The organism is Anaerobacillus sp. 63XJN7_5_ISO-PGPR-S23-430 (assembly GCF_056173695.1).
On record NZ_CM149686.1, the window covers coordinates 1,913,150 to 1,939,293 of the forward strand.

Consider the following 26,144-nt stretch of genomic DNA (forward strand, 5'->3'; position numbering starts at 1 on the left):
GAGAAAAGAATGCAGGAAAGTGCGTGAGAATCATGAATAAAGAAAAACTAGTGACCGTTCTTGGTCCGACAGCCGTAGGGAAAACAAAGACGAGCATTGAGCTTGCGAAAGCGCTCGACGGTGAAATCATTAGCGGCGACTCGATGCAAATATACCGCGGTATGGATATCGGAACGGCGAAAGTAACAGAAGATGAAATGGAGGGCATCCCTCATTATCTCATTGATATCAAGCAGCCTACAGAAAGCTTTTCGGCAGCGGAATTTCAGAAGCTTGCAACGGAGCTTGTGACGGATATTAATCGTCGGGGGAAGGTGCCGATTATCGCTGGTGGTACAGGTCTTTATGTGAAATCCGTTACTCACCAGTATGCTTTTTCCGAAGCTAAAGAAGATCCTGAGTATCGCGAACAGCTAGAACAGATGGCTGATAAAGAAGGACCTATCACATTCCATGCGCGCTTAAAAGACGTTGATCCTGTTAGCTATGAAACGATTCACCCAAACAATGTGAGAAGAGTGGTACGAGCATTAGAAGTCTATCACGTGACGGGTGAACCAGTCTCTGCTTCTAAAGATGCATTACCTGAACAGTCTCCTTACAATCTTGTGAATGTGGGTCTTATGATGGATCGGGATGTCCTATATGAACGCATTAATCAACGTGTCGATCTGATGGTAGAAGCAGGACTGCTTGAAGAAGCGCAACGTCTCTATGATGAAGGTGTGCGGAACTGTCAATCTGTGCAGGCGATTGGTTACAAAGAAATTTATCGTTATTTGGAAGATCGCGTTTCGTTAGAAGATGCGATCATGGAGTTAAAACAGAATTCAAGAAGGTATGCGAAGCGTCAATTAACGTGGTTTCGTCACCAAATGGCGATGGACTGGTACGATATGACAGAACTTCGCGAAGAAAAAATTCAAGAAATCTTGAAAGTTGTTGCAGGAAAGTTAGCAGATAGCTAGAAATGTAGTTAGGGAATGCCTTTAGAGAAAAAGAGGAGGACTGACAATGAAGCAGCAAATTAACATCCAGGATCAATTTCTAAACCAATTAAGAAAAGACAACGTTTTTGTAACGGTGTACCTGCTTAACGGATTCCAGCTGAAAGGGACGATCAAAGGATTTGATAATTTTACGATTATCCTTGAGTCCGATGGCAAGCAACAGTTGATTTACAAACATGCGATTTCTACTTTCGCTCCACAGCGATCAGTTGAAATAAATTTTGAATCTGACAAGTAAACACAAAGGCCCTCGTTCTGATTGATGCAGGATGGGGGACTTTTTCATATTTAAAGGCTCTGTTAATTGAGCTAACAGAGCCTTTCATTAAGAGGAGATTTGCTTTTTCTCGATATAATCGAAGTACCGCTTCAGTGTCAAATCTGCCTTTAACCCAAACTGCATGCGAAGCTGATCAACTGAAAGATCGTTTTCAATGGCTTTAATGACGCACGTTCGTCGCATATGCTGTGCGGATACGCCCTTACGAAGTCCGGCTCTCTGTACTTCAAGGCGAATCATTTTCTGAACGGCGATTTCCGTTAACCGTTTAGGACGATCGACTTCATAACTCCAGCGGTACGTTTGTCGCTGAAAGTCAAATGAGACGAAGAGTGGATCATCGCTATGTAGCCTCGGTCTCACAGGCGCTGGAATCGTGTGATAGTAATCGAATAAAATTTTCTTATGCTCCGGAGTAAGGTTGACGGTTCTTTTTCCTGAAGCGGAAGTGACAAAGAGCTCATTTTGCTCAAAAGAGATGTCTTTCATCGATAGCGCACATAGCTCTTGAAGCGTGAGACCATAGTTTAGAAAAAGGCGTGCAATGATTAAGTTGCGGTCGATCAGGAATTCACGTGCTCTAAGCTGATTGTCTGTTAAATCAGTGAGAGATACAATCGTATCAAGGAGCTTTTGTGATTCTTCCTCCTGAAGAAAGTCGGTCTCGATATAGCCTGCGTCACCATTCGTTGGCAGGACGACTTCTTTCATAGGATTGGTCTTAGTTCGATTTAATGACATATAATAGCGATATACTTGATTCAATACAGTCATGATTCTTTTTAACGTTCGTTCGGAATAGTGGCGTTCCAGATGCAGGTAGCGAATGTATTCCTGTAGCTGTTCCGTCGTCAAATTGCGAAAGTTTTCGAAATCTACCTTGCGATGAATGGTGCGATACCAGACGGTGAAATCGACAAGGTCATAGCGATAGCGCTTTAGCGTAGACGCCTTGCGTCCTTTCCGTTCGAGTGACTGAAGATACTCTTCCAAGAAGTCTGGAAGTGGCTGATTGAAAAGCTCCATTCGATAATCACCTCTCATTTTGTTCCATTATAACAAAATCTTTGAACATTCTGTTTTACAAAGGGTTACATGTTTTTGGGATTATTGGAAATACTATTGATAACCAAATCGAAAAGGAGCGGTTAGACATGGCCTTTTTTTCAAAACAGCAGCAAGAGCCTATTCCAGAAGTAGATACAGACGTCTGGTCTTGTTCGGGTGGGGATTGTGCTGGCTGGATGCGAGCTGATTACTCGTTCTCTGATACACCAGCATGTCCGTTATGTGGCGCTGAAATGATGAGTGAAATTCGAAACCTCCCAGAAATCAAATGACAATGGAGGCAGCACATGAATAAAATTGTCGAGAAAATCATGGATAAAGCAGAGCAGATTGTTAGTGTGACGAAAGCGGCAGGAAAAGGAAAACACGTTGCTTCCATGCAGCGCTTTTATGAAGTCTTTACTGATCTTCCGGAAGTGCAGAAGAAGGAGATCACTTATTTACGAAGTCGTTTTGTTTTATATACGCTAAGTGAAGGCGATATATTCATGAAGATGCTCGAACGCTCAGATCGCCACGTGCTTGAAATCGATGTCGTGGAGAACGGTGAAGTCCTTACACACTATAGATCCTATGACGCGAAGAAGGGCGAACCGAAAATTAATATACCTGAATCCTTTGTTGAACGGATCGGGATTAGTTAAACACTCGAAAAGAGTGTTTTTCTTTTGGGCGTTTGTCACGGATTTGGGCTCAGTGCGTATACTATCGTGTGAGATTAAAGCGAGGTGAGCATCGTGCAGCAATCCGTAACGCAGCGTAAAGGTCAAATAAATATCGTCCTCCGTCAATCGGAAGTTCTTCAGGAGACGGCGGATGCCGCGCTTAGTGAAGCAACGAAAAAGCATATGCCGCTTGAACGGATTCAACAGGAGATGGAACAGTTAATCGGGTTAAAGGAAATGAAGTATTTATTAAAAGAAGTCTACGCGTGGCTCTATGTAAACAAGTGTAGAGAGGAAAACGGGTTAAAACAAAATACGCAGGCCCTTCACATGATGTTCAAAGGAAACCCGGGGACTGGGAAAACAACGGTGGCCCGCCTGTTAGGAACGCTTTTCCTTGAGATGAACGTTCTTTCAAAGGGGCACCTGATCGAAGTAGAGCGAGCGGATCTTGTCGGAGAATATATTGGCCATACCGCACAAAAAACGAGAGAGCTTGTCAAAAAAGCAAAAGGTGGCATTCTTTTTATTGATGAAGCGTATTCGCTTGCCCGTGGGGGCGAAAAGGACTTTGGTAAAGAAGCGATTGATACGCTTGTGAAGGCGATGGAAGATCATCATAAAGATTTTATCCTCATTCTTGCTGGCTATTCAGATGAAATGGAGCACTTCCTTTCGCTAAACCCAGGGCTTCCGTCTCGTTTTCCACTTGTGATTGATTTTCCGGATTATTCAAATGAACAGCTTCTTGAGATCGCAAAGAAGATGGCGGCAGAAAGGCAGTATCGGTTCTCAAGAGAGACAGAGTGGAAATTAAAGCAGAGCTTTATAAAAAAGCGTGAGCGGGAAACAAATGCGTTTAGCAACGGTCGGTTTGTTCGAAATATCATTGAAAAAGCGATTCGAAAACAGGCGGTTCGTTTGCTACAAGCAGACGTCATTGATCGATCGGCACTTGAGCTTCTTTTACCAGAAGACATCCCTATAGAAGATTAAATGCGCATCTGGTATGATGAGAACAGACTGATTGATAAAGGCAGGGAACGTACATTTGAATAAAGAAAGAATTGAAGCAGCTGAACCAGCGATTCTAATCGGGATTCAGCTTCAAAACCAAACAGATGAACAGTTTGCATATACGATGGATGAACTGGCGGCATTAACTAAAACCGCAGGCGGTGTCGTGGAAGGCACGCTCTCACAAAAGCGGGAGCGCATTCATTCGGCGACCTTTATAGGGAAAGGGAAAGTCGAGGAGCTAGCTTCCCTAATTGAAGAAAAAGAAGCAACAATCGTTATTTTCAATAGTGAGCTCTCACCAAGTCAGCTTCGGAATTTATCAGAAGCGTTGGATGCACGTGTGATTGATCGAACACAGCTCATCTTAGATATTTTCGCACAGCGAGCGAGATCACGAGAAGGTATGCTTCAGGTTGAGCTCGCTCAGCTTCAATACATGCTGCCGCGCCTTGCAGGACAGGGAACGTCCTTATCAAGGCTTGGAGGCGGTATCGGGACAAGAGGTCCAGGTGAAACGAAGCTTGAGACAGATCGTCGTTACATCCGGAACCGCATCACGGATCTGAAGCGTCAGCTCGACAATACAGTTAAACACCGTGATCAGTACCGTGCGCGACGAAAGCGCAATGAAACGCTACAAGTGGCGCTAGTTGGATATACGAACGCAGGGAAATCGACCATTTTCAATCGCCTAACAAATGCCGATTCATATGAAGAGGACAAGCTTTTCGCAACGCTTGATCCGATGACGAGGCAATTGAAGCTTCCGAATGGTTACAACGTCCTTCTAACAGACACGGTAGGATTTATTCAGGATCTTCCGACAACGCTTGTCGCTTCGTTTAAATCAACGCTTGAAGAAGCAACAGAAGCGGATTTGATTCTTCACGTTATTGATGCCTCGCATCCTGACAGGGAGCGTCATGAAGAAATCGTGTTAAAGCTATTAAAGGATTTGAAAGCATCTCACATTCCAGTGCTCACCGTATTTAATAAAATTGATCGCGCGGATCCGTCTGTTCAAAGCAGCGTCAATGAGCAAATTCTCATCTCAGCTCTGAAGCAAGCTGATTTGAAGCGATTGAACGACCGTTTGCAGAGCGAAGTCTTAAAGCAAATGGAATACTTCTCGATTTCGATTAACGCCGATCAAGGTGACAAACTAGCTTACTTGCAGCGAAACACCGTTTTAATCGAACGAGAGTGGGATGAAGAGAAGGATCATTACAGATGTAAGGGATATGCCCCAGCCCATTTATACGAACGTATCATTAACGAGTGGAACAACGATTAGGAGTAGAAGACTATGTTTATGAATTTTACACATCAAGAAGAACTAAAATCGCTATCGCAGAAAGCGGAAGAGAAAATCCAGCCAGCATTAAAAGAAATCGATGAGCGCGTTGAAGCGAACCAATACCGCGTTCTCGAGGCCTTTCACAAAAATCGTATTAGCGACTTTCATTTTACTCCATCTACAGGCTACGGCTATGACGATGATGGTAGAGATACGCTTGAAAAGCTTTATGCCGATGTTTTCGGAGGAGAAGCGGGGCTCGTTCGCCCGCAAATCGTCTCTGGTACGCATGCGATTTCAACTGCCTTATTTGGCATACTGCGACCAAACGATGAGCTTCTCTATATAACAGGTGCACCGTACGATACGTTAGAAGAAATCGTTGGCACACGTGGAGAAGGTAATGGTTCATTGAAAGACTTTCACATTGGCTATCAAGCGATTCCATTATTGGATGAAGCAGTGGATTTTGAAGCTGTTCGAAATGCGATCACAGCCCAAACAAAAATGATTGGCATTCAGCGCTCGAAAGGCTATGCGAACCGACCATCGTTTACGATCTCTGAAATCGAAGAGATGATTGATTTTGTAAAATCAATCAAGGAAGACGTCATCGTTTTCGTTGATAACTGCTACGGCGAGTTCGTGGAAGAGCAGGAGCCTTGTCACATTGGGGCAGATCTCATTGCAGGATCATTAATTAAAAACCCTGGCGCAGGTATCGTCAAAACCGGTGGTTACCTTGTAGGGAGAGAAGACTTGATTGAGCTGTGCGGCTATCGCTTAACGTCCCCTGGGATCGGGAGAGAAGTTGGCGCTTCGCTTTATTCTCTTCAAGAAATGTACCAGGGGATTTTCCTTGCTCCGCACACGGTTGGACAAGCGGTAAAAGGGGCTGTGTATAGCTCAGCCCTACTTGAAGAAGCTGGATTTAATACAACGCCACACTGGAACAGCAAACGAACGGACCTCATTCAATCGGTTCAGTTTGATGATAGAGAGCGAATGATCGCATTCTGTCAGGCGATTCAGGCGGCTTCTCCGGTGAATGCGCACGTTCGTCCGGAACCCGCTTATATGCCAGGATATGAGGATGACGTGATTATGGCAGCGGGTACGTTTATTCAAGGGGCTAGTCTTGAATTGTCAGCTGACGGACCACTCAGAGCTCCGTACGTTGCGTACGTTCAAGGTGGGCTCACCTTTGAACATGTGAAAATTAGCGTGCTTCGTGCCGTAGATGATTTATTGAATAAAGGTTTGATTACTGTCTCATAGGGTATTTAGGTAGGGATTTATTCCCTGCCTTTTTTTGTTCTAAAAAGCATGTGAGATTACCTCACGCACTTTAACACGATAACGTGAATGTTCGTGTATGATGAGTGTAAGTGAAGAAGGGAGTGGCAATTTCGAATGTTAATGCGATTCTGAATTTTTGGATTGCTTCGAAATGTACTCATTTGACGAGTCGAGCATAATGAAAGCACACATAAACTCGTACAGGTATTCTAGCGGATTCACTAAAATCTTTTTATTTCTTAAGGAGGATTCATTTTACATGTCGAACAAATTTACAGCAGACGATATTAAGAAAATGGCGCAGGACGAGAACGTTAAGTTCATTCGCTTGCAGTTTACTGACCTACTAGGAATTATTAAGAACGTTGAAATTCCGGTTGATCAGCTTGAGAAAGCTCTTGATAATAAAATGATGTTTGACGGTTCTTCAATCGAAGGCTTTGTACGTATTGAAGAGTCTGATATGTATCTTTACCCGGATCTAGATTCATGGGTAGTCTTCCCATGGTCATCTGAAAAAGGAAGAGTAGCTCGTCTTATTTGTGACATCTACAGCCCGGATGGTACGCCATTCGAAGGGGATCCTCGTTCAGTTCTAAAACGCGTTCTAAAAGAAATGGAAGAGCTTGGTTTCTCTGACTTCAACATTGGACCAGAGCCAGAATTCTTCCTATTCAAAATGGACGAAAACGGTGAACCAACGCTTGAACTAAACGACAAAGGCGGATACTTCGACCTTGCGCCAACAGACCTTGGTGAAAACTGCCGTCGTGATATCGTTCTTGAGCTTGAAGACATGGGCTTTGAAATTGAAGCATCTCACCATGAAGTAGCTCCTGGACAGCACGAAATTGATTTTAAATACGCAGATGCACTAACAACGTGTGACAACATCCAGACGTTCAAGCTAGCGGTTAAAACGATCGCTCGTCAGCACGGCCTTCACGCAACGTTCATGCCGAAGCCACTATTCGGTGTTAACGGATCGGGTATGCATGCCAACATGTCCCTCTTTAAAGACGGAGTAAATGCATTCTACGAGCCGAAAGATGAGCTTGGCCTAAGCGAAACAGCACGTCAATTTATCGCTGGAACTATGAAGCACGCTGAAGCGTTCACAGCAATCACGAACCCGACGATCAACTCTTACAAGCGTCTAGTTCCTGGATACGAAGCTCCTTGCTACGTAGCATGGTCTCTTCGTAACCGTAGCCCGCTTATCCGTGTTCCTGCTTCCCGCGGAATCAGCACACGTATCGAAGTACGTAGCGTAGATCCATCTGCGAACCCGTACCTTGCAATGGCAGCACTACTTGCAGCTGGACTTGACGGCATCAAGAACAAAATGACGCCACCAGCTCCAACAGAGCGCAACATCTACGTGATGGATAAGCAAGAACGCGTTGAAGAAGGCATCACAGACCTTCCAGCAACACTACACGATGCGCTTGAACTTCTTAAGAAAGACGAAGTGATGATGAAAGCACTAGGCGAGCACGCAGCCGAGCACTTCATCGAAGCAAAAGAGATCGAATGGGATATGTTCCGTACGCAAGTACACCCTTGGGAACGTGAACAGTATATGACGACTTACTAAAAGATAGAGTGAGAGAACCCCCTTAACACGGTTGTGTTGAGGGGGTTTTTGGTGTGTATATTCATGGAGAAGGTTTCTACTTATGTTGGTAATGAAATGTACAAATTAGGAATGGGTAGGCTTCTAAACAAGCAAACAATGCAATTCGAAATAAAGTATATAATGACTCAAAATAGAGGGATTTAGTTAATAATTGAGCTGATTGTAAATGAAAGCAAATAATGATGTGTGGGATGTAACCAAAATCCTTCTAACACTTTAATGGGAAATATAATGTAAGTTTTGAATTGAAAAGGAGAGAAGAGGAATTGAAGAAAGATTTGCAACCTTTTATATTGAATACCGTTCCTAAAAGCGGCACCCATTTATTGAAACAATTATTACTTGGAATGAATCCCAATGTGATAACAAATAACCCTAAGCATGTTTTATACGGTGCCCCCAATTTTAACAAAAGTGAAGATATTGATCGATTAAATCATATGAATGACAATCAATTCATCCATGGGCATTTTTACTTTTTGCCCTCTTGGAAAGAAATATTTGATAGAAATGATCTTAAGCAAATTTTTTTAGTTAGGGATTTGAGAGACGTGGTCGTATCGTATGGTTATTTTATTGATAAATTACCAAACCATGCCCTTTATCAATACTTCCAAGAAAATGAAATATCCATGAAAGATCGTTGCCTTACATTAATTGAGGGAATCAATGATACCGATCGAAATTTAGTTTATCCTTCTATAGACACTTGGTTTAGAAGTTTTCAACCATGGATGGAGCAGGAAAATGTGCTCACTGTAAAATATGAAGATCTTCATATATCAAATTCAGCATGCGTTGAAACCTTGGAAAAAATCATTACTTTTCTTTGGGGGGATGGAGTGACTCCAATAAATAAAGAAACGATGATAAAACAAATGATCAATAATATAAACACTAAAACTTCTCCTACTTTTAGAAAAGGGCAATCAGGGGGATGGTTGACAGAGTTTAATGGACCATGTAAAAAAGCATTTAAAGAGAGAGCTGGACAGCTTCTCATCGATTTAGGATATGAAAAAAAATTTGATTGGTAGAAAGTAAGGAATGATTCATTCGCTTCTTAAGAAATCTATCGGTTTTAAATATGTTTAAGGATTAGATATAAATGGAAGCGACGTACCTTTTTGAATTGATTAGGGTATGCCGCTTTTTATTTTCAATGTATTATTTCAGATAGTTTTACGAGATTAAATCATTGGACGATCCTACTATTGACGTTATGAAAATAGTAGATTATTTGAAATTCATTCCAAATAATTCCTGTGCAATTGTTTTTCTCTAACTAGCTCATAAGTCCGATACCCACCATCAAGATTAACCGCTTCAAACCCATTCTCCAGAAGAATACGTGTCGCAATATATCCCCGTAACCCAACCTGACAATGCACATAAATCGCTTCATCCTGCGGCAGTTCATGAAGCTTACTCCGTAATTCATCCACTGGAAGATTAATAGCTCCTTTAATAAATCCATTCTTGAATTCTGATGGAGTTCGTACGTCAATAAGTGTACCGCCGTTTTCCACGATCGTATCAATCTCATGCCACTGAACGGTTTCAATCATACCTTCAACGATGTTACTTGCTACATATCCCGCCATATTCACCGGATCTTTCGCTGAAGAGTAAGGAGGGGCGTAGGCGAGTTCTAAGTCAGGGAGATCGAGAACGGTTAGGCCTCCTTTAATCGCGGTGGCGATGACATCGATTCGCTTATCTACGCCATCTTTGCCGACTGCTTGTGCGCCGAAGATCTTTCCTGTTTTTTTATCGAAAATGAGCTTTAAGGCAATAGGGAAGGCGTTTGGGTAATATCCGGCGTGAGAACCTGGATGAACGTGCACAACTTCATAAGCAATGCCAAGGCTTTTTAAGGTTTTCTCATTATTACCTGTCGTAGCAACGGTGTAGTCAAACACTTTGGCAATGGATGTTCCGAGTGTCCCTTTATAAGGTGTTTTTTTGCCGTAAATGTTATCAGCTACGAGTCTTCCCTGTCTGTTTGCTGGCCATGCTAAAGGAATCATGGTTGGTTCCTTATTAATGTAACACTTTACTTCAATGGCATCACCAATTGCATAGATGGAAGGATCACTCGTTTGGAGGTATTCGTTTACTTGAATCCCGCCTCGTTTTCCTACAGATAAACCGGCATGGACAGCTAGTTGATTTTCTGGGCGGACGCCGATTGACAAAATGATCAGGTCCGTAGCGATTTCTTTTCCGCTTATGCTGAGCACTTTCGTTCCATTGCTTTCGAACGCCTTTACTCCGTCATTTAAAATCAAGTTAATGCCTTTATTCCTAAGGTGCTGGTGAACGATTGCGGCCATTTCATAATCGAGTGGTGGCATAATTTGATTCGCCATTTCAATTAGCGTGACGTTCATGCCAAGGTCGCTCAAGTTTTCAGCCATTTCAACCCCGATAAAGCCACCGCCTATAACAACAGCTTGTGATGGCTTCTCTTCATCAACATAAGATTTGATCCGATCGGTATCAGGAATATTGCGAAGCGTAAAGAGTGCCTTTGCTTCATTGAGCCCAGGGATCGGTGGCACAATCGGACGCGCTCCTGTTGAGAGAATCAGTTGGTCATACGTTTCCTCGAAAGTTCGACCGGATTTTAAATCGTGCACAGAGATGGATTTTTTTGCACGATCAATTCGTGTGACTTCGCTCAAGGTACGAATATCAAAGTTATACCTTGCTGTCATGCCTTCTGGTGTTTGGACGAGTAGTTTCTTGCGGTCTTCAATCGTTCCACCTATATAGTAAGGGAGCCCACAGTTGGCGTAAGAAATATACTCACCTTTATCAAACATAACAATTTCTGCGGTTTCATCTAATCTCCTTAAACGAGCTGCCGCTGTTGAGCCACCAGCTACGCCACCAACAATGACAATTTTCTTACTCATATGATCGTCTCCTTTTTAATTACCTATAGGGGTATTTGTCTCTTTTATTATATTTCATTATTGTAGGGAAGAATGTGATGGTTCTCACATTTAATTGAATGATGACACATCTAGTAACACTGAAAATGCTTTTTGTAAAAGTTATCATCCAGGCTTAATCACAGTGAAACCTCGTGATCGAACTTTTCTGTTAGACTAGGTGAATCGGCTCGAAGAAGTGTGACAATCACACGGCATATAGGTTGCTAGTAGTTACATATCTTAAATTTTTATTTATCTATCAAGTTGCTAAACTTCAGCTAGAATCGGTAGGAGGAATTTACATGAACAAATCTAGATTAACCGCACGAAAATATATTGCTTCATCTACTTTGGTGGCCGCGATGGTTTTTTCTCCGGTCTTAAGTGAAGGGGTATTTGCTAAGGTCGACTCAAATGATGTGAAGCAAAGCGATTCTGTTAGTTCATCATCAATTAACGTTCTGAGCGGGGACCGTGGCGAGGCTGTTACGGCACTACAAACAGAACTGGAATCTCTCGGTTATTATTCATATAACTTGGATGGTATTTTTGGTCAGATCACAGAAGATGCTGTTGAAGAATTTCAAAAAGACGAGGGACTTACTGTAGACGGTATAGCTGGACCTGAGGTTATGGGTGCACTATCCTCAAGTGAATCCGAAGCGACTGAAACGTCAGATGACGCTCCTACTGAGTCCGTTTCCGAATCCGAAGTGGTTTCCATTGCGGAAAGCTTAATTGGAACACCATATGTATGGGGCGGCACAACTCCAGACGGGTTTGACAGCAGTGGGTTCATCCAGTATGTGTTTAACGAAGCTGGAGTCGACTTATCAAGAACGGAACGTGATATGTGGAAATATGACGGGACAGAAGTAGAGTCTCCAGCGATCGGGGATGTTGTCTTTTTTGAAGGCACTTATGATGTAGAAGGAGCTTCACATAGCGGAATCTATATCGGCGACAACCAAATTATCCACGCAGGTAGCGGCGGAGTGGAAGTCACTGATCTTAGCTACGACTTTTGGCAAGACCATTATTTAGGCGTTAAGTCATTCAAATAACCATCATATAAGGCCAGCGTGATTTCTAAATAATCGCGTGGCTAGTTCAAGAGGGATGCTAATCATTTCATAAGATGATTAGCATCTTTTTTTCGCGGTTCATTGAGCGCTGCATGAAATCTTCTCATTCATTTACAATCGTCATCTGTATGGATATCATTGATATTGAGAAAAGATATCTTATGTTATGAAAGTGAGATTCAATCATGTCAAAACATCACGCACTACAAAACATCTATCAAAGAAAGTTAGCGGTAAGCGTTGCTTATATTGTGTTATTGTCACTTCTTACGTCAATGCTATTTTTTCCGGAAATGTCATATTTCCATGGTATGAACCATTTGTTCTTTGAAATATTTTTAGCTATTTACATTTATGGCATTTGGGCTTCGTTGTTAAGTGACGTCTTAGCCTCGATTCTATCGGATCGAACTAGAATACGAGAGGTGTATGGATCAGCGTTCTTTCATATCGGGGCTGGAGCACTCTTTGGCCTTGGGGCCATGGCTATCGCTTTTTCGTTTTTCTTATTGGATCGCTTTTTCATGAAATACATAAAAGTAAATTGGACGATCCCTTTCATATGTTTTGGAATTCTAGTTCTCATTTTTATTCTAAACTTGAATAACTATTTTCCGTCTTAGTTAAAAGATCAGTAGAATAATCATAAAACAACTATGGAGGTTAGTTATGGACTACATACAGCACCTACGTTCTATGGTAGGTCATGAGAAAGTCATTATGGTCGTAGCGGGGGCGATGGTTTTTGATGATGAGAATCGATTGCTGTTACAGCTTCGCACTGATAGCGAGTCATGGGGACTGCCAGGTGGGTTTATGGATTTGAATGAATCGGTTCAGGAAACGGCAAGACGAGAAGTATTTGAAGAGGCGGGTCTTGTGCTGAAAGACATGTCGCTGTTTGGGATCTATTCTGGCCCCGATAAAGAAAAAACGTTTGGTAATGGCGATTAGGTGTCACCGGTTCAAATTCTATTCCGCTGTCATGATTTTGAAGGTAAGCTACGAGGAAGTGAAGAGTCGTTCGAGACAGCATTCTTTTCACTAGGTGATCTTCCGGAAAACCTCTTCAGTGAGCACAGACTTATGATTAATGATCTTGTAAGTGATAAGGAGCAGCCTATCCTTGGGTAATAGAAATGATTCAAGTAAGGCAACATATTAGAGGTTAAATGTGAGATAGTAAGAGAGATTCGCCGTCTTTTCATTATTTGATATAGTGATCTTCCAACAAATCACTTCAATGAGTATATAGGAGGGAATTCAATGCCAAAGCGGAAAGTATCCGTATACATCGCAACTAGCGTTGACGGCTACGTTGCAACGGAAGATGACTCACTCGACTGGCTTTTTAAAGTTGATCCAGAAGGTGACGCGGGTTATGGGGAGTTCATGAAAGATGTTGACACACTCATCATGGGGCGACGTACATATGACTGGATAATGGAACAAGAGAACGGGGTTAACCCGTATGAGGGAAAAGCTTCCTATGTGTATACGACTCAATCACGAGAAAACACAGACGATGTTACATTTACATCGGAAGACCCTTCTTCATTATTGAGTAGATTAAATGAGCAGGGTGGAGGGACAGTCTGGCTGATCGGTGGCAGTGTATTGGTTCATGAGTTTCTTGAGAAGAATTTGATTGATGAATTCATTATCTCGCTTGCACCAGCGTTAATTGGAAAAGGAATTCCACTATTTCAACACAGTGAGATCAAGCATGACCTGGAGTTAACCGATGTGCGCCAGTATGGTCAGTTTGCACAGCTTCATTACTTAGTTAAAAAAGGATAATGGAAGATATTGAAAAAGCCGTTCAATCAAATTGTCCAAAAATGGTTTGGGCACATTGATGAACCGCTTTTTTTATGCGATTTTGATAAGAAAATCCTTGAAGGACGCAGTTTGTTGGTAAAAATATGGTATTGTTTAATAGTAAATGAATGGGATTATGAAAGTGGTTAGAAAAAAGTTATTGGAGGGTTTTTTTGTATTTACTATTATCGATCTTTTTAGCCTCTATTTTAGGGTTCATTTTGATGATGACTGGGCCACTAGTAGGTGGAATTGTAGCGTTTGGCATCGTTGCTGGTTGCCTTTTCCGTGGACTGTATCTCCTTCATGACATCCATCACAGAGTTTCTAAGATTACCCCAGAAAGAGATAAAGTGAAAGAAGCTTATCAAAAGTACCTAAATGAGCGTGAAAGCTCTTCCTCTTAAAGAAATTGATGAGTGCACAGCTTTAAGTATTGGGCAAGTAGGATAAAGATTAGAAATGGAAGATAAGGTAAAATTACATTGTATTTCATCTAAGAATATTGAAGAATGGAGTAGTGGTAGTTTGGATAATGGACCTTCCTTGTTAATCTTTATGATGACAATCATATTGATGGGCATTACTGTAGGATCTTTCGTATTATTTATAAGACGGCTGCTGATTAATTCAAAAGTTAATCATAAGCGAACGAAAAATGTTGAGGACAAGCTCGATAGAATTATCGAGTTGCTAGAAGAGAAGAAACGATGAAAGAGTTAAAATATGACCTTATGAAGAAGTGGAAGCTTGAGTAAATCTGATTGTGGCGTGTATGCGCGCAGTCTTTTTTCTATTTCTGTTAACGGTAATCGAAAAGGAAAGAGAAATTCCTAGTTCCTTCAAATAAACAAGAAAAACAGTCCCGCTATTTAGTTAAAGAACGATGCATTAGAAAGGCGTGATTTCTTTGACTCATTTACGAAAAGTGAATTTATTGTTGGCATTCGTAGCAATAGGAATGGCTTTTACTCATTTTTTTATTTTGCCTAACGCGATTTCTAGTCAAGTCTTTATCTCATTTTTGTTTGTCATGTTTCTGCTGTTTGGAATCGAAAAAATAAGAGAAGAAGAACAAAATAAAAAAATAGCCAATACATACATTGTTACAGCGGTTATACTTTTCATTCTGTTAATGACTGATTTATTATAAAAAATATAAACTAATGGAAACACACACTTTATTTAGCAAATTAGTAAACTATAATTAAATTATGTAAACTAGAAGGGGTGATTATATGCCGGACTGGTCCTACCACGTCATGTTTAAACCTTTTCTATCAAAATGGAGTCCCGAAGCTTCAAGAGAGTTTATTCATCAATCCATGAATCGTATCGCTTCACTTCCAGGTGGACAGCATCTCATTCATTTTTTAGGAAGAGAAGAGGTAGCGGATGAGCTGATGGTTAAGATCGAAGACATTACTTTTCCAGGCTGTGTGGGGCTATCAGGCAAAATTGATCCCAGACTCTCTGGTTTAAAAGGATTTAGTCATTTAGGGTTTGGCTGTATTGAAATTGGTCCGATTACGAAGGAGCCATTTGAAGAATACACGAAACCAACGAGGCTACAAAATAGAAGTATTGCTTTTTCTGAACACAGAGAGAGAGCGGGGCTTGCAAAGACGATTCAACGATTAGATCAAGCCAAGTTGGTTCAGCCCGCTATGTTCCAGTTAAGCGGTACAAACGTTGAGTTAATTGAGATTGCTAGAGCTTTAAAACCTTATAACGGTGTTTATGAAATTGATTATAACGAAATCGATTTTACTCATATGGAAGTGCTGAGGTCCATTCGAGAATGGAAAAGCATTTATGTTCGAGTGCCAGGTAATCAAATTGAAAAGGCTGACTTGGATTCTATTTCTCCATACATAACGGGTGTTGTGATTGATGAAGTGCAAGGTTTGGATACGTTGGCAAACCTTGCGATACATAAGGAAGCGATTGCCTATTGTCAAAAAGAATATCCTTCATTACGATTGGTGACCGTGGGTGGAGTGAAGGAACCTGATGATGCTCTACAGCTAGTGAATCACGGTGCTGATTTGTTGTTCCTATCTGGTGAATATGTCGAAGCTGGGCCAGGGTTGCCTAAGAGAATTTATGAAGCGATGAACGACAGCGTTTTACAAGAAGAAAGTCGTGGATGGAAAGACTACTTTTTGTTTGGATTATTCATCATGATCGGTGGCATGATTGCTTTAATGTTAAGTCTTACTTCGATCGTTTTACCATATGATGAAAGGTTTATGCAGCTAACTCGTGAGGAGCTGTTTCTCTTTAATGAACGACTCTTATGGTTTATGGCACATGACCGAATGACGTTAGCAGGAACGATGATTTCTGGTGGGATTGTTTATATGACGTTGTCTTATAACGGAGTTAAGTACGGTTTGCTGTGGGCGAAGCAGGCGATTGATATTGCGGCAATTATCGGTTTTCTAGGCATCTTGCTTTTCATTGGCTATGGATACTTCGACTGGTTACACTTGCTGTTTTGGATTGTGTTATTACCCTTTTACTTTAGAGGATACGTGAAAACGAAAGGCATTAAGAAAACGCCAAAATCACGCAACCGTCGGAATGACCTGGCATGGCGTAAAGGCGTTATTGGGCAATTTTGTTTTGTTATGCTTGGCTTTTCATTTGTTCTGGGTGGAGTGATTATTGCAGGAATTGGTGTGACAGGGGTTTTTGTGCCAACGGATTTACAATACATCTGCATGCCAGCGGATCTCATTCAGTCCTTCAATGATCGATTGATCTCAGTCATCGCCCATGACCGTGCTGGATTCGGAGGAGCGATGATTAGCGTTGGATTGTTAGTGCTAATGTCTGCTCTTTGGGGCTTCCAATCGGGGAATGCCTGGCTATGGTGGATGTTTCTTATAGGAGGATTGCCTGCATTTGTAGCAGGAATTTATGTACACAATATGATTGGCTATACGACGTTTATTCACTTGCTACCGGCCTATATCGCTCTTGCACTATACTTTGGAGGCTTGTATTTTTCAAAACGTTACTTGATGGGGAAGTATTCATCTTGAAGAATAAGAAAAGGTTTTGCAATTGTTTAATGCGGATTTAATTTTAATAAAAGCTGAAGTTGACTTTAAGGTACTTCAGCTTTTTTATATGAATAATTCTTTTATTTCATCCTAAAGTTGTAGAAAAGTTCATTCATTATTCCACTGCTATGACGCTGAAGAAATTTTAAAATATTAGTATATAACAAATATCTATTTGTATTATTGAGATCATAAATTGGAGGGAACGACGATGAAATTTCAAGATTTTAACGCAGTGCAAGTTCGAATAGCTAGGCCGACCGATCAATTGAATAAGATTATTCAGTTTTATGAACATGGATTAGGCTTGCAGCGAGTGGCTGAATTTACTGGACATGCAGGATATACGGGAGTGGTATATGGATTACCTCATCTATCTTATCAGCTAGAGTTCACGTCACATGAAGAAGGTAGCCCTTGCCCTGCTCCTACTGCTGATAACTTGATCGTTTTCTATATTCCAAATGGAGAAGAGCTGAAGAGCGTAGCAAAAAGACTTAATGAAATGGGGCATAGGGAAGTAGAACCTGAAAATGTGTATTGGAAAGAGAAAGGGATAACGATTGAAGATCCTGATGGCTGGAGAGTTGTACTAATGAATACAGAAGGGATTTAAACTTAATAGATACGTAACTTTTATACTTGTAGTTGGAATTGAGTGTGGAATAATATGTTAAAATCAACGGTAAGGATAAAAAGGATTTATTATTTTGAAACTGCTCACACCAAAATTACGTAAAGCGTCACCACGTTGAAAAGGAGGAGGGGACAAATGACACCTGTTCTCTTAACAATTATCACGGTTATAGCCTTAATTGTAGCTACATTTATCGTTTTTCGTAAAAGAAAAGCGGCTGATTTGACCGGTATAAAGAGTGCTTTAACGCCAGTGTTTCTCTTTCTTATTGCGATCGTGAACCTTTTAGCTTACTGGTTTGATTTCATGGGAATGATTAACTGGGTTGCGATGATGGTTTTTCTCTTACTCGGTGCTTATTTCACTAAGTACTCCTTGAAAACCGAAAACAAGGCTTAATCTGTTGTTTTGACTGAAAGAGTGTAAACGATGGTTGTTCGGATTGCGTTGTTAGCGGCGATGATGCTTTCGATACTTTTTTATATCTACCGTCACGCACTCTTCATTAGGCCAAAAACATTAAACTGGCTCAGTCCTTGTAGGAATTTTGGGCGTTGCATGGATTGATTCATGATCGGTAAAGTTCTACTATGATTGATTTAGCGGGGGGAGAACATGATGGAAGTTAAAATACATAGACTTCAAGAAAGTGATGCGGAATCATTGTTTCACTTTGAAGTCGCAAACAGAATTTATTTCAATAAGATGGTCCCAGATCGTGGTGAGGCATATTATAAATTTGAGACGTTTAACGACAAGCTCGTACAATTAGTAACAGAACAATCTCTGGGTTTATCGACCTTTTATCTTATAAAAGATGAAAATGGCACGATCTTAGGAAGAATTAATTTAGTAGATTCCAATCCCTCCAATAATAGCGTCGAGCTTGGTTATAGAATTGGTGAAGATAATACCGGCAATGGAATAGCGACAAAAGCGATCAAGCTTTTATTAGAAAAGACAACCAATCTCGAAGTCATTCAATGCATTATAGCTAGAACAACTCAAGATAATGTCGCCTCACAGAAAGTACTTGCGAAAAATGGTTTTACATATACCTATACGAATCAAGATGAAGTCTTATTGAACGGCAAGTTTGTATCGTTGCTTCATTACATATGGAAAAGGGAAGCCCGTTGATCATTGTGATCAGCGGGCCTTTATTATTATCCAGCTTGCCTTTGAGCAAGCTCTTGATCAATTAAGAGAAGAGCGGATGTATTATCACCTGCTAACTTTAATCTCTCTACGATCGTAAGCGCTTGTGCTTCTTCATCAATTTGTTCTCGTAAGAATTCCTGTCCAATAACTGCTGTTTGCGGGTCGGTTTTTTTAATAAAGTTATAGGCCTGACGGTAGGAATTAGTGACATTCTGTTCGTGCTCCAATACTTGTTGGAACGTTTGAAGTGGAGTTCAAAAATTGGTCGATTGCTCAGGGAGAGCGCCTAATTCTACTACACCATCTTTTCCTGCTAAGCTTAAGCAAATGGGTACGTTCTTCGTCTGACTGAATTCGTAACCAACTAGCCATACCTGTGTAATTTTTTCGATTCATATACGCTGACATTGCCAGGTACAACGTTGTAGAAATGTGTTCGATTTGAATCAATCTGTTTAACAGGGCTTGAACTTCCTTTTATACTATTGCATCTACCTCGTCATCTTCATATAACTCACTGTATTAAGTAGTTGTTTGTCTCGTTACAGCATAAAAAGTTTAAGAGAAACAGCCTCTTGTTTGAATTCGTATGAACGAGTTCAAAGGTGTTTTTTGCTTTTTTCATAAGAGTAAGCCGTCTCATTCGCCGTTTCATCATGTTCATGATCTTCATATATTAACGTAGGATTAGTTGATGCTAAGAAAACTGCGTCTATATTTACAATAGAGATCGTCTATCGAAATTAAAGAAAAGTGAAATACCTCTGATAGCTAGCAATAACATAATGTAGTAGTGACGGATTTAGGCATCGACGTAGGGAAGTGTAATTTACAATGAATTGTCGAACTAGACGAGCATGCACACCCTGTCCTAACGCTATGCATACAATAGATAAGAAATATTAAACAAATGGTAACTTGAAGAAGTTGAAGAATTCAGCTTCTCATGCTTCGAGTTTACTACATTGTTAGAAAGGATAACTGATTATGGCTTTTATAAATCGATTTGCAACAAATAACTGTGGTGCCATAACATTTACAGGAAATACACTCGGGCTTAGTGGAATTAGTAATATACCAAACACCGCAGGAACAGATGGTACAATCGGTGCATTTATTACGCTTGATAGTGGTTCAACTGTCGATGCCTTTCCACCACCAACAATCGTCGGATCAGCAGGCACAACGACAATCTATACTGAGAATGAATCTCAAGCTGTTCTCGTCTTACCTGTCGGAAGTACAGTGCTCTATGCTGAATTGATTTGGGGAGGACTGTATTTAGGTGGTGGAGAAGACCTTTCGGGGTTAATAGATGATGATATTTTATTTTCTACTCCGATTATCGGTGATACCCCGATTACACCTGATCCTATCACAGCAAATGAATTTAACGGTTTTTATATGCGTTCAGCAGATGTGACCACCCTAGTACAGTCTGCGGGAGCAGGAACTTATAGTGGAGGAAGTGTGCCAGCGATTGTCGATGCTCCAGGGTTTGTTAACCATGCGGGGTGGACTCTTGCAGTTGTCTATGCAAATACAGCTTTGAATAACCGTAATATGAACCTTTATGTTGGTGCAGATGGACAAGTAAGTAACGGTAACCCGATTGACGTCCCGATAGCGGGTTTTTTAACTCCACCTAGTGGTGACGTAGAAGCAAGAGTGCTCTTGAGTGCACAAGAGGGTGACGCGAATATTACTGGGGACCAGGCAGAATTTGGGGTAGATGCATTTACGCTAACGAATCTGTCAGGGCCACGTAATCCAGCATTAAATTTCTTTGGTTCACAGATAACGGACGATTCAGGAAACATTGATATTAGTGGTTCTTATGGAGACCGCAATCATATACCAGGTACTCCAGGTACAAACATATTTGCTGGAAGACAGGGATGGGACATCAGTAATGTGGATGCGACCAACTATTTACCTAACAACCAGGCCTCTGCGTTATTTCGATTTAGTTCCACAGGTGATCTTTATATGCCGAATGCGCTAGGCGTCCAGATTGACTTTGGGGAAGCAGATTTAGAATTGGATAAAGAAGTGAGTAAAACAATCTCCTACGCTGGAGACGTTTTAACATACACCGTTACAATAACAAACGATGGCGTGGTAGAAGCTGACAATGCTTTTTTTGAGGATCTTCTTTCTGATGGTTCAGAGTTTATTCCAGATACGGTGAAGATAGACGGCATTACCCAACCAGGTTTTGACCCGGCGGTGGGCTTCCCATTAGATCCAATTCCGGCGGGAGATTCCCGTGTAATTACCTATAAGATACGTGTTGGTAGTAAGTGCTTTATTATTAATGAAGCAACTCTTACGTATAGCTGCGGTAAAGTAGCAACTAGTAATTCAGTGATTACAACAGCTTGTCAGCGGTGTTGCGGGGATGACGGTGGGTGTTGCTGTTAATGAAAGGGTGCTGTATTCATGCTCAGCATCCTTTTTTACGTTCGCTAAAATTATAGAGATTTACTACCCTATCGGTGATTGTAAACAAACTGATTGCTAGATAGAAATATTTTTGAGAAACAGAATGAATAAAAGATGGCATTATTCTAAATTTTTTGAAATAATTGGTATTAATTAGCTTTCTATATATTTATGAATAAGGAAAAGGTGGGGGTATCGTATGTTTAGTTTAAAAGTGAATGAAGAGGTCTCCTTAAAGTTACTTCAAATGGAAGATGCGCAAGAGCTATTTGAATTGGTTGACCATTCAAGAGATTATTTAAGGGAGTGGCTTCCCTGGGTGGACAATATGAAAGAAAAAGAGGATTATATGCCAGTGATTGAAATGTGGCTAAAACAGTTTTCTTCACATGATGGATTTCAAGCAGGTATTGTGTACAATGAAAGATTAGCAGGCGTGGTAGGATTCCATGGCATCGATTGGTCTAACAAGAAAACGAGTATTGGCTATTGGCTATCAGATAAGTTCCAGGGTAAGGGGATTATGACAGCTGCCGTTAATGAACTAATTGTCCAGGCATTTGAAGTATACAAATTGAACCGAATTGAAATACAGTGCGGGATAGAGAATAAAAAAAGTCAGGGAATTCCGAGACGTCTTGGTTTTAAACCCGATGGAATCATAAAAGACGCTGAATATTTGTACGATCACTTTCATGACACCATCCTGTACAGTCTTCTCGCGAAAGAATGGAATGAATATCGTGAGAGTTAATAAACGCACAGAATTTAAATTGACTATAGCGTATAGGGGTATGAATGAGGTGTATTAATGGGAAAGTTGTATTTTTATAGCGATCAAGTAAATGAAACACCCGGCAACCGTAGATTAGATGGATTACTGTTTAGTGGTGGAAACAAAAAGATTAGCTACATACCTTCAACGGAGGATAAAGAAAAGCATTATTTTGGAGCTAAAGTGAATTATTATCGAAACTATGGAATCGAGAATATCATGTTTTTCGATTTATACAGTGAATTTGAACCTATGAAAATAGATGAATTATTGAGTTCAGATATAATCCATCTCTCAGCAGGTAATCCGCTAGAATTTAGTAAGGCTCTCAATCATCGGCATATGGATCATGTTCTTTTAGATTTCTATAATCGCGGAGGAATTCTTGTTGGGGTGAGCGGAGGAGCGGTTCAACTCGGTAGATCTACAAAGCTATTTCAGATGTATACAGAAAAAACTAGCGAGGCGGTGCACCAAACTATGGGTCTTGTCGATTTCGAGTTTTTACCTCACTACAATCGCTGGAGTTCAGATTATAAGAGTAAAGTTTGGGAGTACGCTAAGAGAACAGGAACAACTGTTTATGCAGCTAATGACGGCGATGGAATTATTTTTGAAGAGGGTAAACTACAAATGATTGGTGATATAGTAGTGATGAATAGTGAGTTGTAATGGCACTATCTCAGTGAGATATGGTACATCACTACAATTGCTTGTTTTATAGGAGGACTAAAAATGGATGTATTTGAAGAATATCTAGCAAAGATAGAGAACCTGCAGCACCGAGAGCGAACGGAACAAATTTTGACCTGGGTACAAAATGAATTTCCAAACCTGGTGCCGAAAATTGCCTGGAATCAGCCAATGTTTACAGATCACGGAACATTTATTATTGCCTTTAGCGTAGCAAAACATCATTTGGCTGTTGCCCCTGAAAAGACTGGAATTGTTCATTTTTCTGAAGAAATGAAACTTGCTGGCTATAATCACACTAAACAACTAATGCGTATTCCGTGGGGTAATTCAGTTGATTTTTCTTTACTTAAAAAAATGATCGAATTCAATATTCATGATAAGGCAGACTGTTCAACTTTTTGGCGCAAGTGAATAAATAGACGGGACAGGCTTCTATTTGGACCAACCGCTTGGTAGTCGCTATGTGAGATTAACGTTTAAAACTAAATGAGGTTCATATATGGTCAACGGGAACCCTTCTATTTATTTTTGTCCATATTGGCATCATTATGTGACTCATCGGGATAGCGGCTTCTGTTATGAAATTACAGGTAAGTTCTGAAAAAATACACGTGTATAAATTAAGTAATAATAAATTACGGGGTAGGGCAAGTTCCATCAGCGAGCTTGCTCCTTTTTAGTACAAATTAATTCAGTCTGGAAAAATCGAAAAAGGCTAGAAATGCAGTTCATTAAATGATAGGTAAGCTTATCTATATGTCGAAAGATGCAGAGAAAACGTCACGGTTTTCTTTAACATAAGTCTGTTATCCATACATGATCCACTTCGAATGATTCATTTTTGATCAGAATACTTGTAATAGTTTGAAAAATACAACCTCATATCTCTAAAATAGAAGATAGTTCAACTAGAAGAGGAGGAAAAAAGACATATGAAATCTAGGAAATGGAAATATGGAATTGCGCTTTTTATTGTAGGGATATTAACTTTCGGTTTCTTACCGTTAACTGGAAGTGCCAAAGGTGATTGCTTTAACACTGATGCGGCGCTAACACCAGAGGAGCAGCGAATGGAAGACGGTGCCCCAATCCCACAGCAAATTATGGATAAGGCGGAGTTTACAGTTTTTGCGGATGAATTTAAGGAAGATTTGTGCAAAGCGAAAAGTGTAAAAAAAGCAGAGAAAGTGATCGAAAAGCATGGTGAGAAGCTGTGGGAGACGGCTGTTGCTCGAGCTCAGGGAGAACGAAATGATTTAGGGGAACTAGATCGTTATGATGATCGCCCGCTTTATTGGACTCGATTACATATGACTGCTGCCCTAAGGCAATGGGAACCATCATATACAGTAACGGAGAAAAAGCAAGAAGAACTGATGAAGAAACTAGAGTACACCTCAAGGGGAATTACTTCTATTGATTTTCCAAAAGGGAAGAAAGTTAAGCGCGTTTTAGTAAGCGGATTTGATCCATACCGTTTAGAACAGGAATTTAGGAGATCAAACCCTTCTGGCGCTGCAGCGCTTCAGATGGATGGGAAAGTCGTTATGACGGAAGAAGGTCCAGCTTTTATTCAAGCAGCGAATTTTCCGGTACGATGGGATGATTTTGATGAAGGAATCGTTGAAGATACTTTTGGACCTTACCTGGTTAATAGTAAAGAGCAGGTGGATCTCATGATGACAATCAGTCAAGGTGGTCCAAAAGCTATGACCATCGAAGGGTTTGCCGGGAGATGGCGCACAGGGGTTGGAAACACTCTTGAAGATCGCTCAGAAGTTATTCCGACAGTGAGCAATTGGCCGATGCCTGAAAAACTGCCGGAATTTATTGAAACAACGCTTCCTTACAAGGAAATGATTGCAGCCAATACTGGACCATGGCCGGTAGAAAGAGGCGATGAAGTATGCGAATGGCTCGCACCAGAATATCGTGATAAACCGTATGAGTGCCATGAAGGGGGTCCGACTGAAGGATCAAAAGCTCGTAAAGGAGGAGGCGGAAGCTACTTATCGAATGAAAGTCAGTACCGATCCAATCGCGTGCGAATTGGGATAGGAGCTTATGATATTCCGGGTGGACACCTTCACGTAGCCGCTCAGGAGTACTATCCTGAAGATCCTTCCGTTTATATCACTGATGAGTTCCAAAAGTTCCGTCAGGCGACAGTAGATCAAACAGTTGAATTAGTTATAGCGGCTTCAGAGGCTGCTGAAAAGTAACCGTTTAAGAATTATGTTAGAAGTATACAAAACCGCCCTTTATTTAAATGAAGGGCGGTTTTGTATAGCCTTTAAGAGTTAAAAGTAGGTAGGTGAGGTTGGTTGTAATGTAAAGCTACACCCCTATGCTCTTCAAACTGCGATCATTTACACAGACGGAGGGGTTAATAAATAAAAGAAGAGAAGAAGCTCGTATTGATATAGCCCAGAAAGCTTATATAACATAAAAAAAGAAGCGCACGCAGCGCTTCTAGTGAATGGAGCGAAAGACCCCAATTACTTTACCAAGAATAGAAACGGAATCAAGAATGATCGGTTCCATCGATGAGTTTTCCGGTTGAAGTCGGAAGTAGTTGCTTTCTTTAAAGAATCGTTTAACAGTTGCTTCAGCTTCATCTGTCATCGCGACAACAATATCACCGTTATTTGCAGTTGGTTGTTGCTTCACAATAACCATATCACCGTTATAAATACCAGCTTCGATCATACTATCCCCTTCAATCACTAGAATAAAGGTATGTTCTTCATCCTGTGCAAACTGTTCTGGAAGCGGGAAGTATTCTTCTACATTTTCAATGGCAGTGATGGGTTGACCAGCAGTTACTTTACCAATGACGGGAACGTTTACAGTATGTTGACGAGGAATATCGATCGTTTCATCAAGACCAAGCACTTCGATGGCTCTTGGTTTTGTTGGGTCTCGTCTGATATACCCTTTTTTCTCGAGTCTTGCCAGGTGGCCATGGACAGTGGAGCTTGAAGCAAGTCCAACAGCTTCGCCAATTTCTCTTACGGAGGGTGGATAACCCTTTTGCTTAACTTCGACTTTAATAAAGTCCAGAATGTCCTGCTGACGCTTTGATAGTTTCATAATATCTGGCACCTCGTTCCAATCTATCTATTTGTTAGTAGTATACCAGAATTTTTGTTCGCATACAAACATAAGTTCGAAGAAATTAGTTGACACGAACAGAGGTTCTGATATACTAAAAACAGAACAAATATTCGCAT

28 protein-coding genes and 1 pseudogene are annotated in these 26,144 nt (G+C 40.8%); 25 read left to right on the forward strand and 4 right to left on the reverse strand.

The genetic code is table 11. From position 1 onward, the window contains the following. Positions 1–32: 32 nt before the first annotated feature. Both miaA and hfq read left to right on the forward strand, forming a co-directional pair. Positions 33–968, forward strand: coding sequence for a tRNA (adenosine(37)-N6)-dimethylallyltransferase MiaA (gene miaA / locus AC0VYJ_RS10245; protein WP_475367297.1), 936 nt, complete (start codon positions 33–35; stop codon positions 966–968). A gap of 46 nt (positions 969–1,014) precedes the next feature. Then, complete coding sequence (gene hfq, locus AC0VYJ_RS10250; RefSeq protein ID WP_048309744.1) at positions 1,015–1,248, forward strand: RNA chaperone Hfq; 234 nt, start codon at positions 1,015–1,017, stop codon at positions 1,246–1,248. 87 nt (positions 1,249–1,335) lie between these two features. Here the strand turns inward: hfq and AC0VYJ_RS10255 are convergent, their stop codons facing one another. Next, positions 1,336–2,316, reverse strand: coding sequence for a tyrosine-type recombinase/integrase (locus AC0VYJ_RS10255; RefSeq protein ID WP_226612891.1), 981 nt, complete (start codon positions 2,314–2,316; stop codon positions 1,336–1,338). A 128-nt stretch (positions 2,317–2,444) separates the two neighbouring features. On the opposite strand from AC0VYJ_RS10255, the gene AC0VYJ_RS10260 reads away from it, so the two are divergent. The 7 genes from AC0VYJ_RS10260 to AC0VYJ_RS10290 all read left to right on the forward strand — a co-directional run bounded on the left by AC0VYJ_RS10260 (position 2,445) and on the right by AC0VYJ_RS10290 (position 9,315). After that, the gene (locus tag AC0VYJ_RS10260; RefSeq protein ID WP_475367298.1) at positions 2,445–2,630 is read left to right on the forward strand and encodes a cold-shock protein; all 186 of its coding nucleotides are present in this window, start codon (positions 2,445–2,447) and stop codon (positions 2,628–2,630) included. A gap of 15 nt (positions 2,631–2,645) precedes the next feature. Continuing rightward, entirely contained in the window at positions 2,646–3,002 is a 357-nt protein-coding gene (locus tag AC0VYJ_RS10265) for a hypothetical protein (RefSeq protein ID WP_226612892.1), read from the forward strand. A 90-nt stretch (positions 3,003–3,092) separates the two neighbouring features. Then, positions 3,093–4,019: a stage V sporulation protein K gene (spoVK, locus tag AC0VYJ_RS10270; RefSeq protein ID WP_226613144.1), complete on the forward strand. Its 927-nt coding sequence runs from the start codon at positions 3,093–3,095 to the stop codon at positions 4,017–4,019. A 55-nt stretch (positions 4,020–4,074) separates the two neighbouring features. Next, positions 4,075–5,337, forward strand: a complete 1,263-nt coding sequence (gene hflX, locus AC0VYJ_RS10275; protein ID WP_242057377.1) for a GTPase HflX — start codon at positions 4,075–4,077, stop codon at positions 5,335–5,337. Positions 5,338–5,349: 12 nt separating this feature from the next. Continuing rightward, positions 5,350–6,618 carry a methionine gamma-lyase family protein gene (locus AC0VYJ_RS10280; protein ID WP_475367299.1) on the forward strand — a complete coding sequence of 423 codons (1,269 nt, stop codon included), beginning with the start codon at positions 5,350–5,352 and terminating at the stop codon, positions 6,616–6,618. 280 nt (positions 6,619–6,898) lie between these two features. Beyond that, the gene (glnA, locus tag AC0VYJ_RS10285; RefSeq protein WP_194221477.1) at positions 6,899–8,236 is read left to right on the forward strand and encodes a type I glutamate--ammonia ligase; all 1,338 of its coding nucleotides are present in this window, start codon (positions 6,899–6,901) and stop codon (positions 8,234–8,236) included. A 308-nt stretch (positions 8,237–8,544) separates the two neighbouring features. Next, the gene (locus AC0VYJ_RS10290) at positions 8,545–9,315 is read left to right on the forward strand and encodes a sulfotransferase domain-containing protein (RefSeq protein ID WP_475367300.1); all 771 of its coding nucleotides are present in this window, start codon (positions 8,545–8,547) and stop codon (positions 9,313–9,315) included. 210 nt (positions 9,316–9,525) lie between these two features. Here the strand turns inward: AC0VYJ_RS10290 and AC0VYJ_RS10295 are convergent, their stop codons facing one another. Next, entirely contained in the window at positions 9,526–11,199 is a 1,674-nt protein-coding gene (locus AC0VYJ_RS10295; protein WP_475367301.1) for a CoA-disulfide reductase, read from the reverse strand. A gap of 323 nt (positions 11,200–11,522) precedes the next feature. On the opposite strand from AC0VYJ_RS10295, the gene AC0VYJ_RS10300 reads away from it, so the two are divergent. The 11 genes from AC0VYJ_RS10300 (at position 11,523) to AC0VYJ_RS10350 (ending at position 18,974) form a co-directional block, all read left to right on the forward strand. Then, on the forward strand, positions 11,523–12,284 hold the full coding sequence (locus AC0VYJ_RS10300) for a C40 family peptidase (RefSeq protein WP_475367302.1): 762 nt from the start codon (positions 11,523–11,525) through the stop codon (positions 12,282–12,284). 206 nt (positions 12,285–12,490) lie between these two features. Further along, the gene (locus tag AC0VYJ_RS10305; RefSeq protein WP_475367303.1) at positions 12,491–12,928 is read left to right on the forward strand and encodes a hypothetical protein; all 438 of its coding nucleotides are present in this window, start codon (positions 12,491–12,493) and stop codon (positions 12,926–12,928) included. A gap of 46 nt (positions 12,929–12,974) precedes the next feature. Beyond that, positions 12,975–13,259 carry an NUDIX domain-containing protein gene (locus tag AC0VYJ_RS10310; protein ID WP_475367304.1) on the forward strand — a complete coding sequence of 95 codons (285 nt, stop codon included), beginning with the start codon at positions 12,975–12,977 and terminating at the stop codon, positions 13,257–13,259. Continuing rightward, positions 13,260–13,439 carry a hypothetical protein gene (locus tag AC0VYJ_RS10315; RefSeq protein ID WP_475367305.1) on the forward strand — a complete coding sequence of 60 codons (180 nt, stop codon included), beginning with the start codon at positions 13,260–13,262 and terminating at the stop codon, positions 13,437–13,439. Positions 13,440–13,571: 132 nt separating this feature from the next. Further along, positions 13,572–14,105 (forward strand): dihydrofolate reductase family protein, encoded by a 534-nt coding sequence (locus AC0VYJ_RS10320; RefSeq protein WP_475367306.1) that lies wholly within the window; start codon positions 13,572–13,574, stop codon positions 14,103–14,105. A gap of 194 nt (positions 14,106–14,299) precedes the next feature. After that, the gene (locus AC0VYJ_RS10325) at positions 14,300–14,533 is read left to right on the forward strand and encodes a hypothetical protein (RefSeq protein ID WP_303531359.1); all 234 of its coding nucleotides are present in this window, start codon (positions 14,300–14,302) and stop codon (positions 14,531–14,533) included. A gap of 55 nt (positions 14,534–14,588) precedes the next feature. Continuing rightward, positions 14,589–14,840 carry a DUF4083 domain-containing protein gene (locus AC0VYJ_RS10330; protein ID WP_430242539.1) on the forward strand — a complete coding sequence of 84 codons (252 nt, stop codon included), beginning with the start codon at positions 14,589–14,591 and terminating at the stop codon, positions 14,838–14,840. Positions 14,841–15,364: 524 nt separating this feature from the next. Further along, positions 15,365–17,176, forward strand: a complete 1,812-nt coding sequence (locus AC0VYJ_RS10335; RefSeq protein WP_475367307.1) for a dihydroorotate dehydrogenase — start codon at positions 15,365–15,367, stop codon at positions 17,174–17,176. A gap of 232 nt (positions 17,177–17,408) precedes the next feature. Continuing rightward, entirely contained in the window at positions 17,409–17,813 is a 405-nt protein-coding gene (locus tag AC0VYJ_RS10340; protein WP_475367308.1) for a VOC family protein, read from the forward strand. 156 nt (positions 17,814–17,969) lie between these two features. Next, positions 17,970–18,233, forward strand: coding sequence for a hypothetical protein (locus AC0VYJ_RS10345; protein WP_475367309.1), 264 nt, complete (start codon positions 17,970–17,972; stop codon positions 18,231–18,233). Between the two features lie 216 nt (positions 18,234–18,449). Next, positions 18,450–18,974, forward strand: a complete 525-nt coding sequence (locus tag AC0VYJ_RS10350) for a GNAT family N-acetyltransferase (RefSeq protein WP_475367310.1) — start codon at positions 18,450–18,452, stop codon at positions 18,972–18,974. Between the two features lie 26 nt (positions 18,975–19,000). Here the strand turns inward: AC0VYJ_RS10350 and AC0VYJ_RS10355 are convergent. Further along, positions 19,001–19,457, reverse strand: a pseudogene (locus tag AC0VYJ_RS10355) (ferritin). A 525-nt stretch (positions 19,458–19,982) separates the two neighbouring features. Here AC0VYJ_RS10355 and AC0VYJ_RS10360 point away from each other — a divergent pair. The 5 genes from AC0VYJ_RS10360 (at position 19,983) to AC0VYJ_RS10380 (ending at position 25,133) form a co-directional block, all read left to right on the forward strand. After that, a complete protein-coding gene (locus AC0VYJ_RS10360; protein WP_475367311.1) occupies positions 19,983–21,419 on the forward strand; it encodes a DUF11 domain-containing protein in 1,437 nt (478 codons plus the stop codon). Positions 21,420–21,639: 220 nt separating this feature from the next. Continuing rightward, a complete protein-coding gene (locus AC0VYJ_RS10365; protein ID WP_430242527.1) occupies positions 21,640–22,194 on the forward strand; it encodes a GNAT family N-acetyltransferase in 555 nt (184 codons plus the stop codon). Between the two features lie 57 nt (positions 22,195–22,251). Next, positions 22,252–22,887 (forward strand): Type 1 glutamine amidotransferase-like domain-containing protein, encoded by a 636-nt coding sequence (locus AC0VYJ_RS10370; RefSeq protein WP_475367312.1) that lies wholly within the window; start codon positions 22,252–22,254, stop codon positions 22,885–22,887. Positions 22,888–22,950: 63 nt separating this feature from the next. Continuing rightward, complete coding sequence (locus AC0VYJ_RS10375; protein WP_475367313.1) at positions 22,951–23,322, forward strand: iron chaperone; 372 nt, start codon at positions 22,951–22,953, stop codon at positions 23,320–23,322. Between the two features lie 521 nt (positions 23,323–23,843). Further along, positions 23,844–25,133, forward strand: coding sequence for a hypothetical protein (locus AC0VYJ_RS10380; protein ID WP_475367314.1), 1,290 nt, complete (start codon positions 23,844–23,846; stop codon positions 25,131–25,133). Positions 25,134–25,383: 250 nt separating this feature from the next. On the opposite strand, the gene lexA is transcribed toward AC0VYJ_RS10380, so the two are convergent. Then, entirely contained in the window at positions 25,384–26,007 is a 624-nt protein-coding gene (gene lexA, locus AC0VYJ_RS10385) for a transcriptional repressor LexA (RefSeq protein ID WP_194222291.1), read from the reverse strand. Between the last annotated feature and the right edge of the window lie 137 nt (positions 26,008–26,144).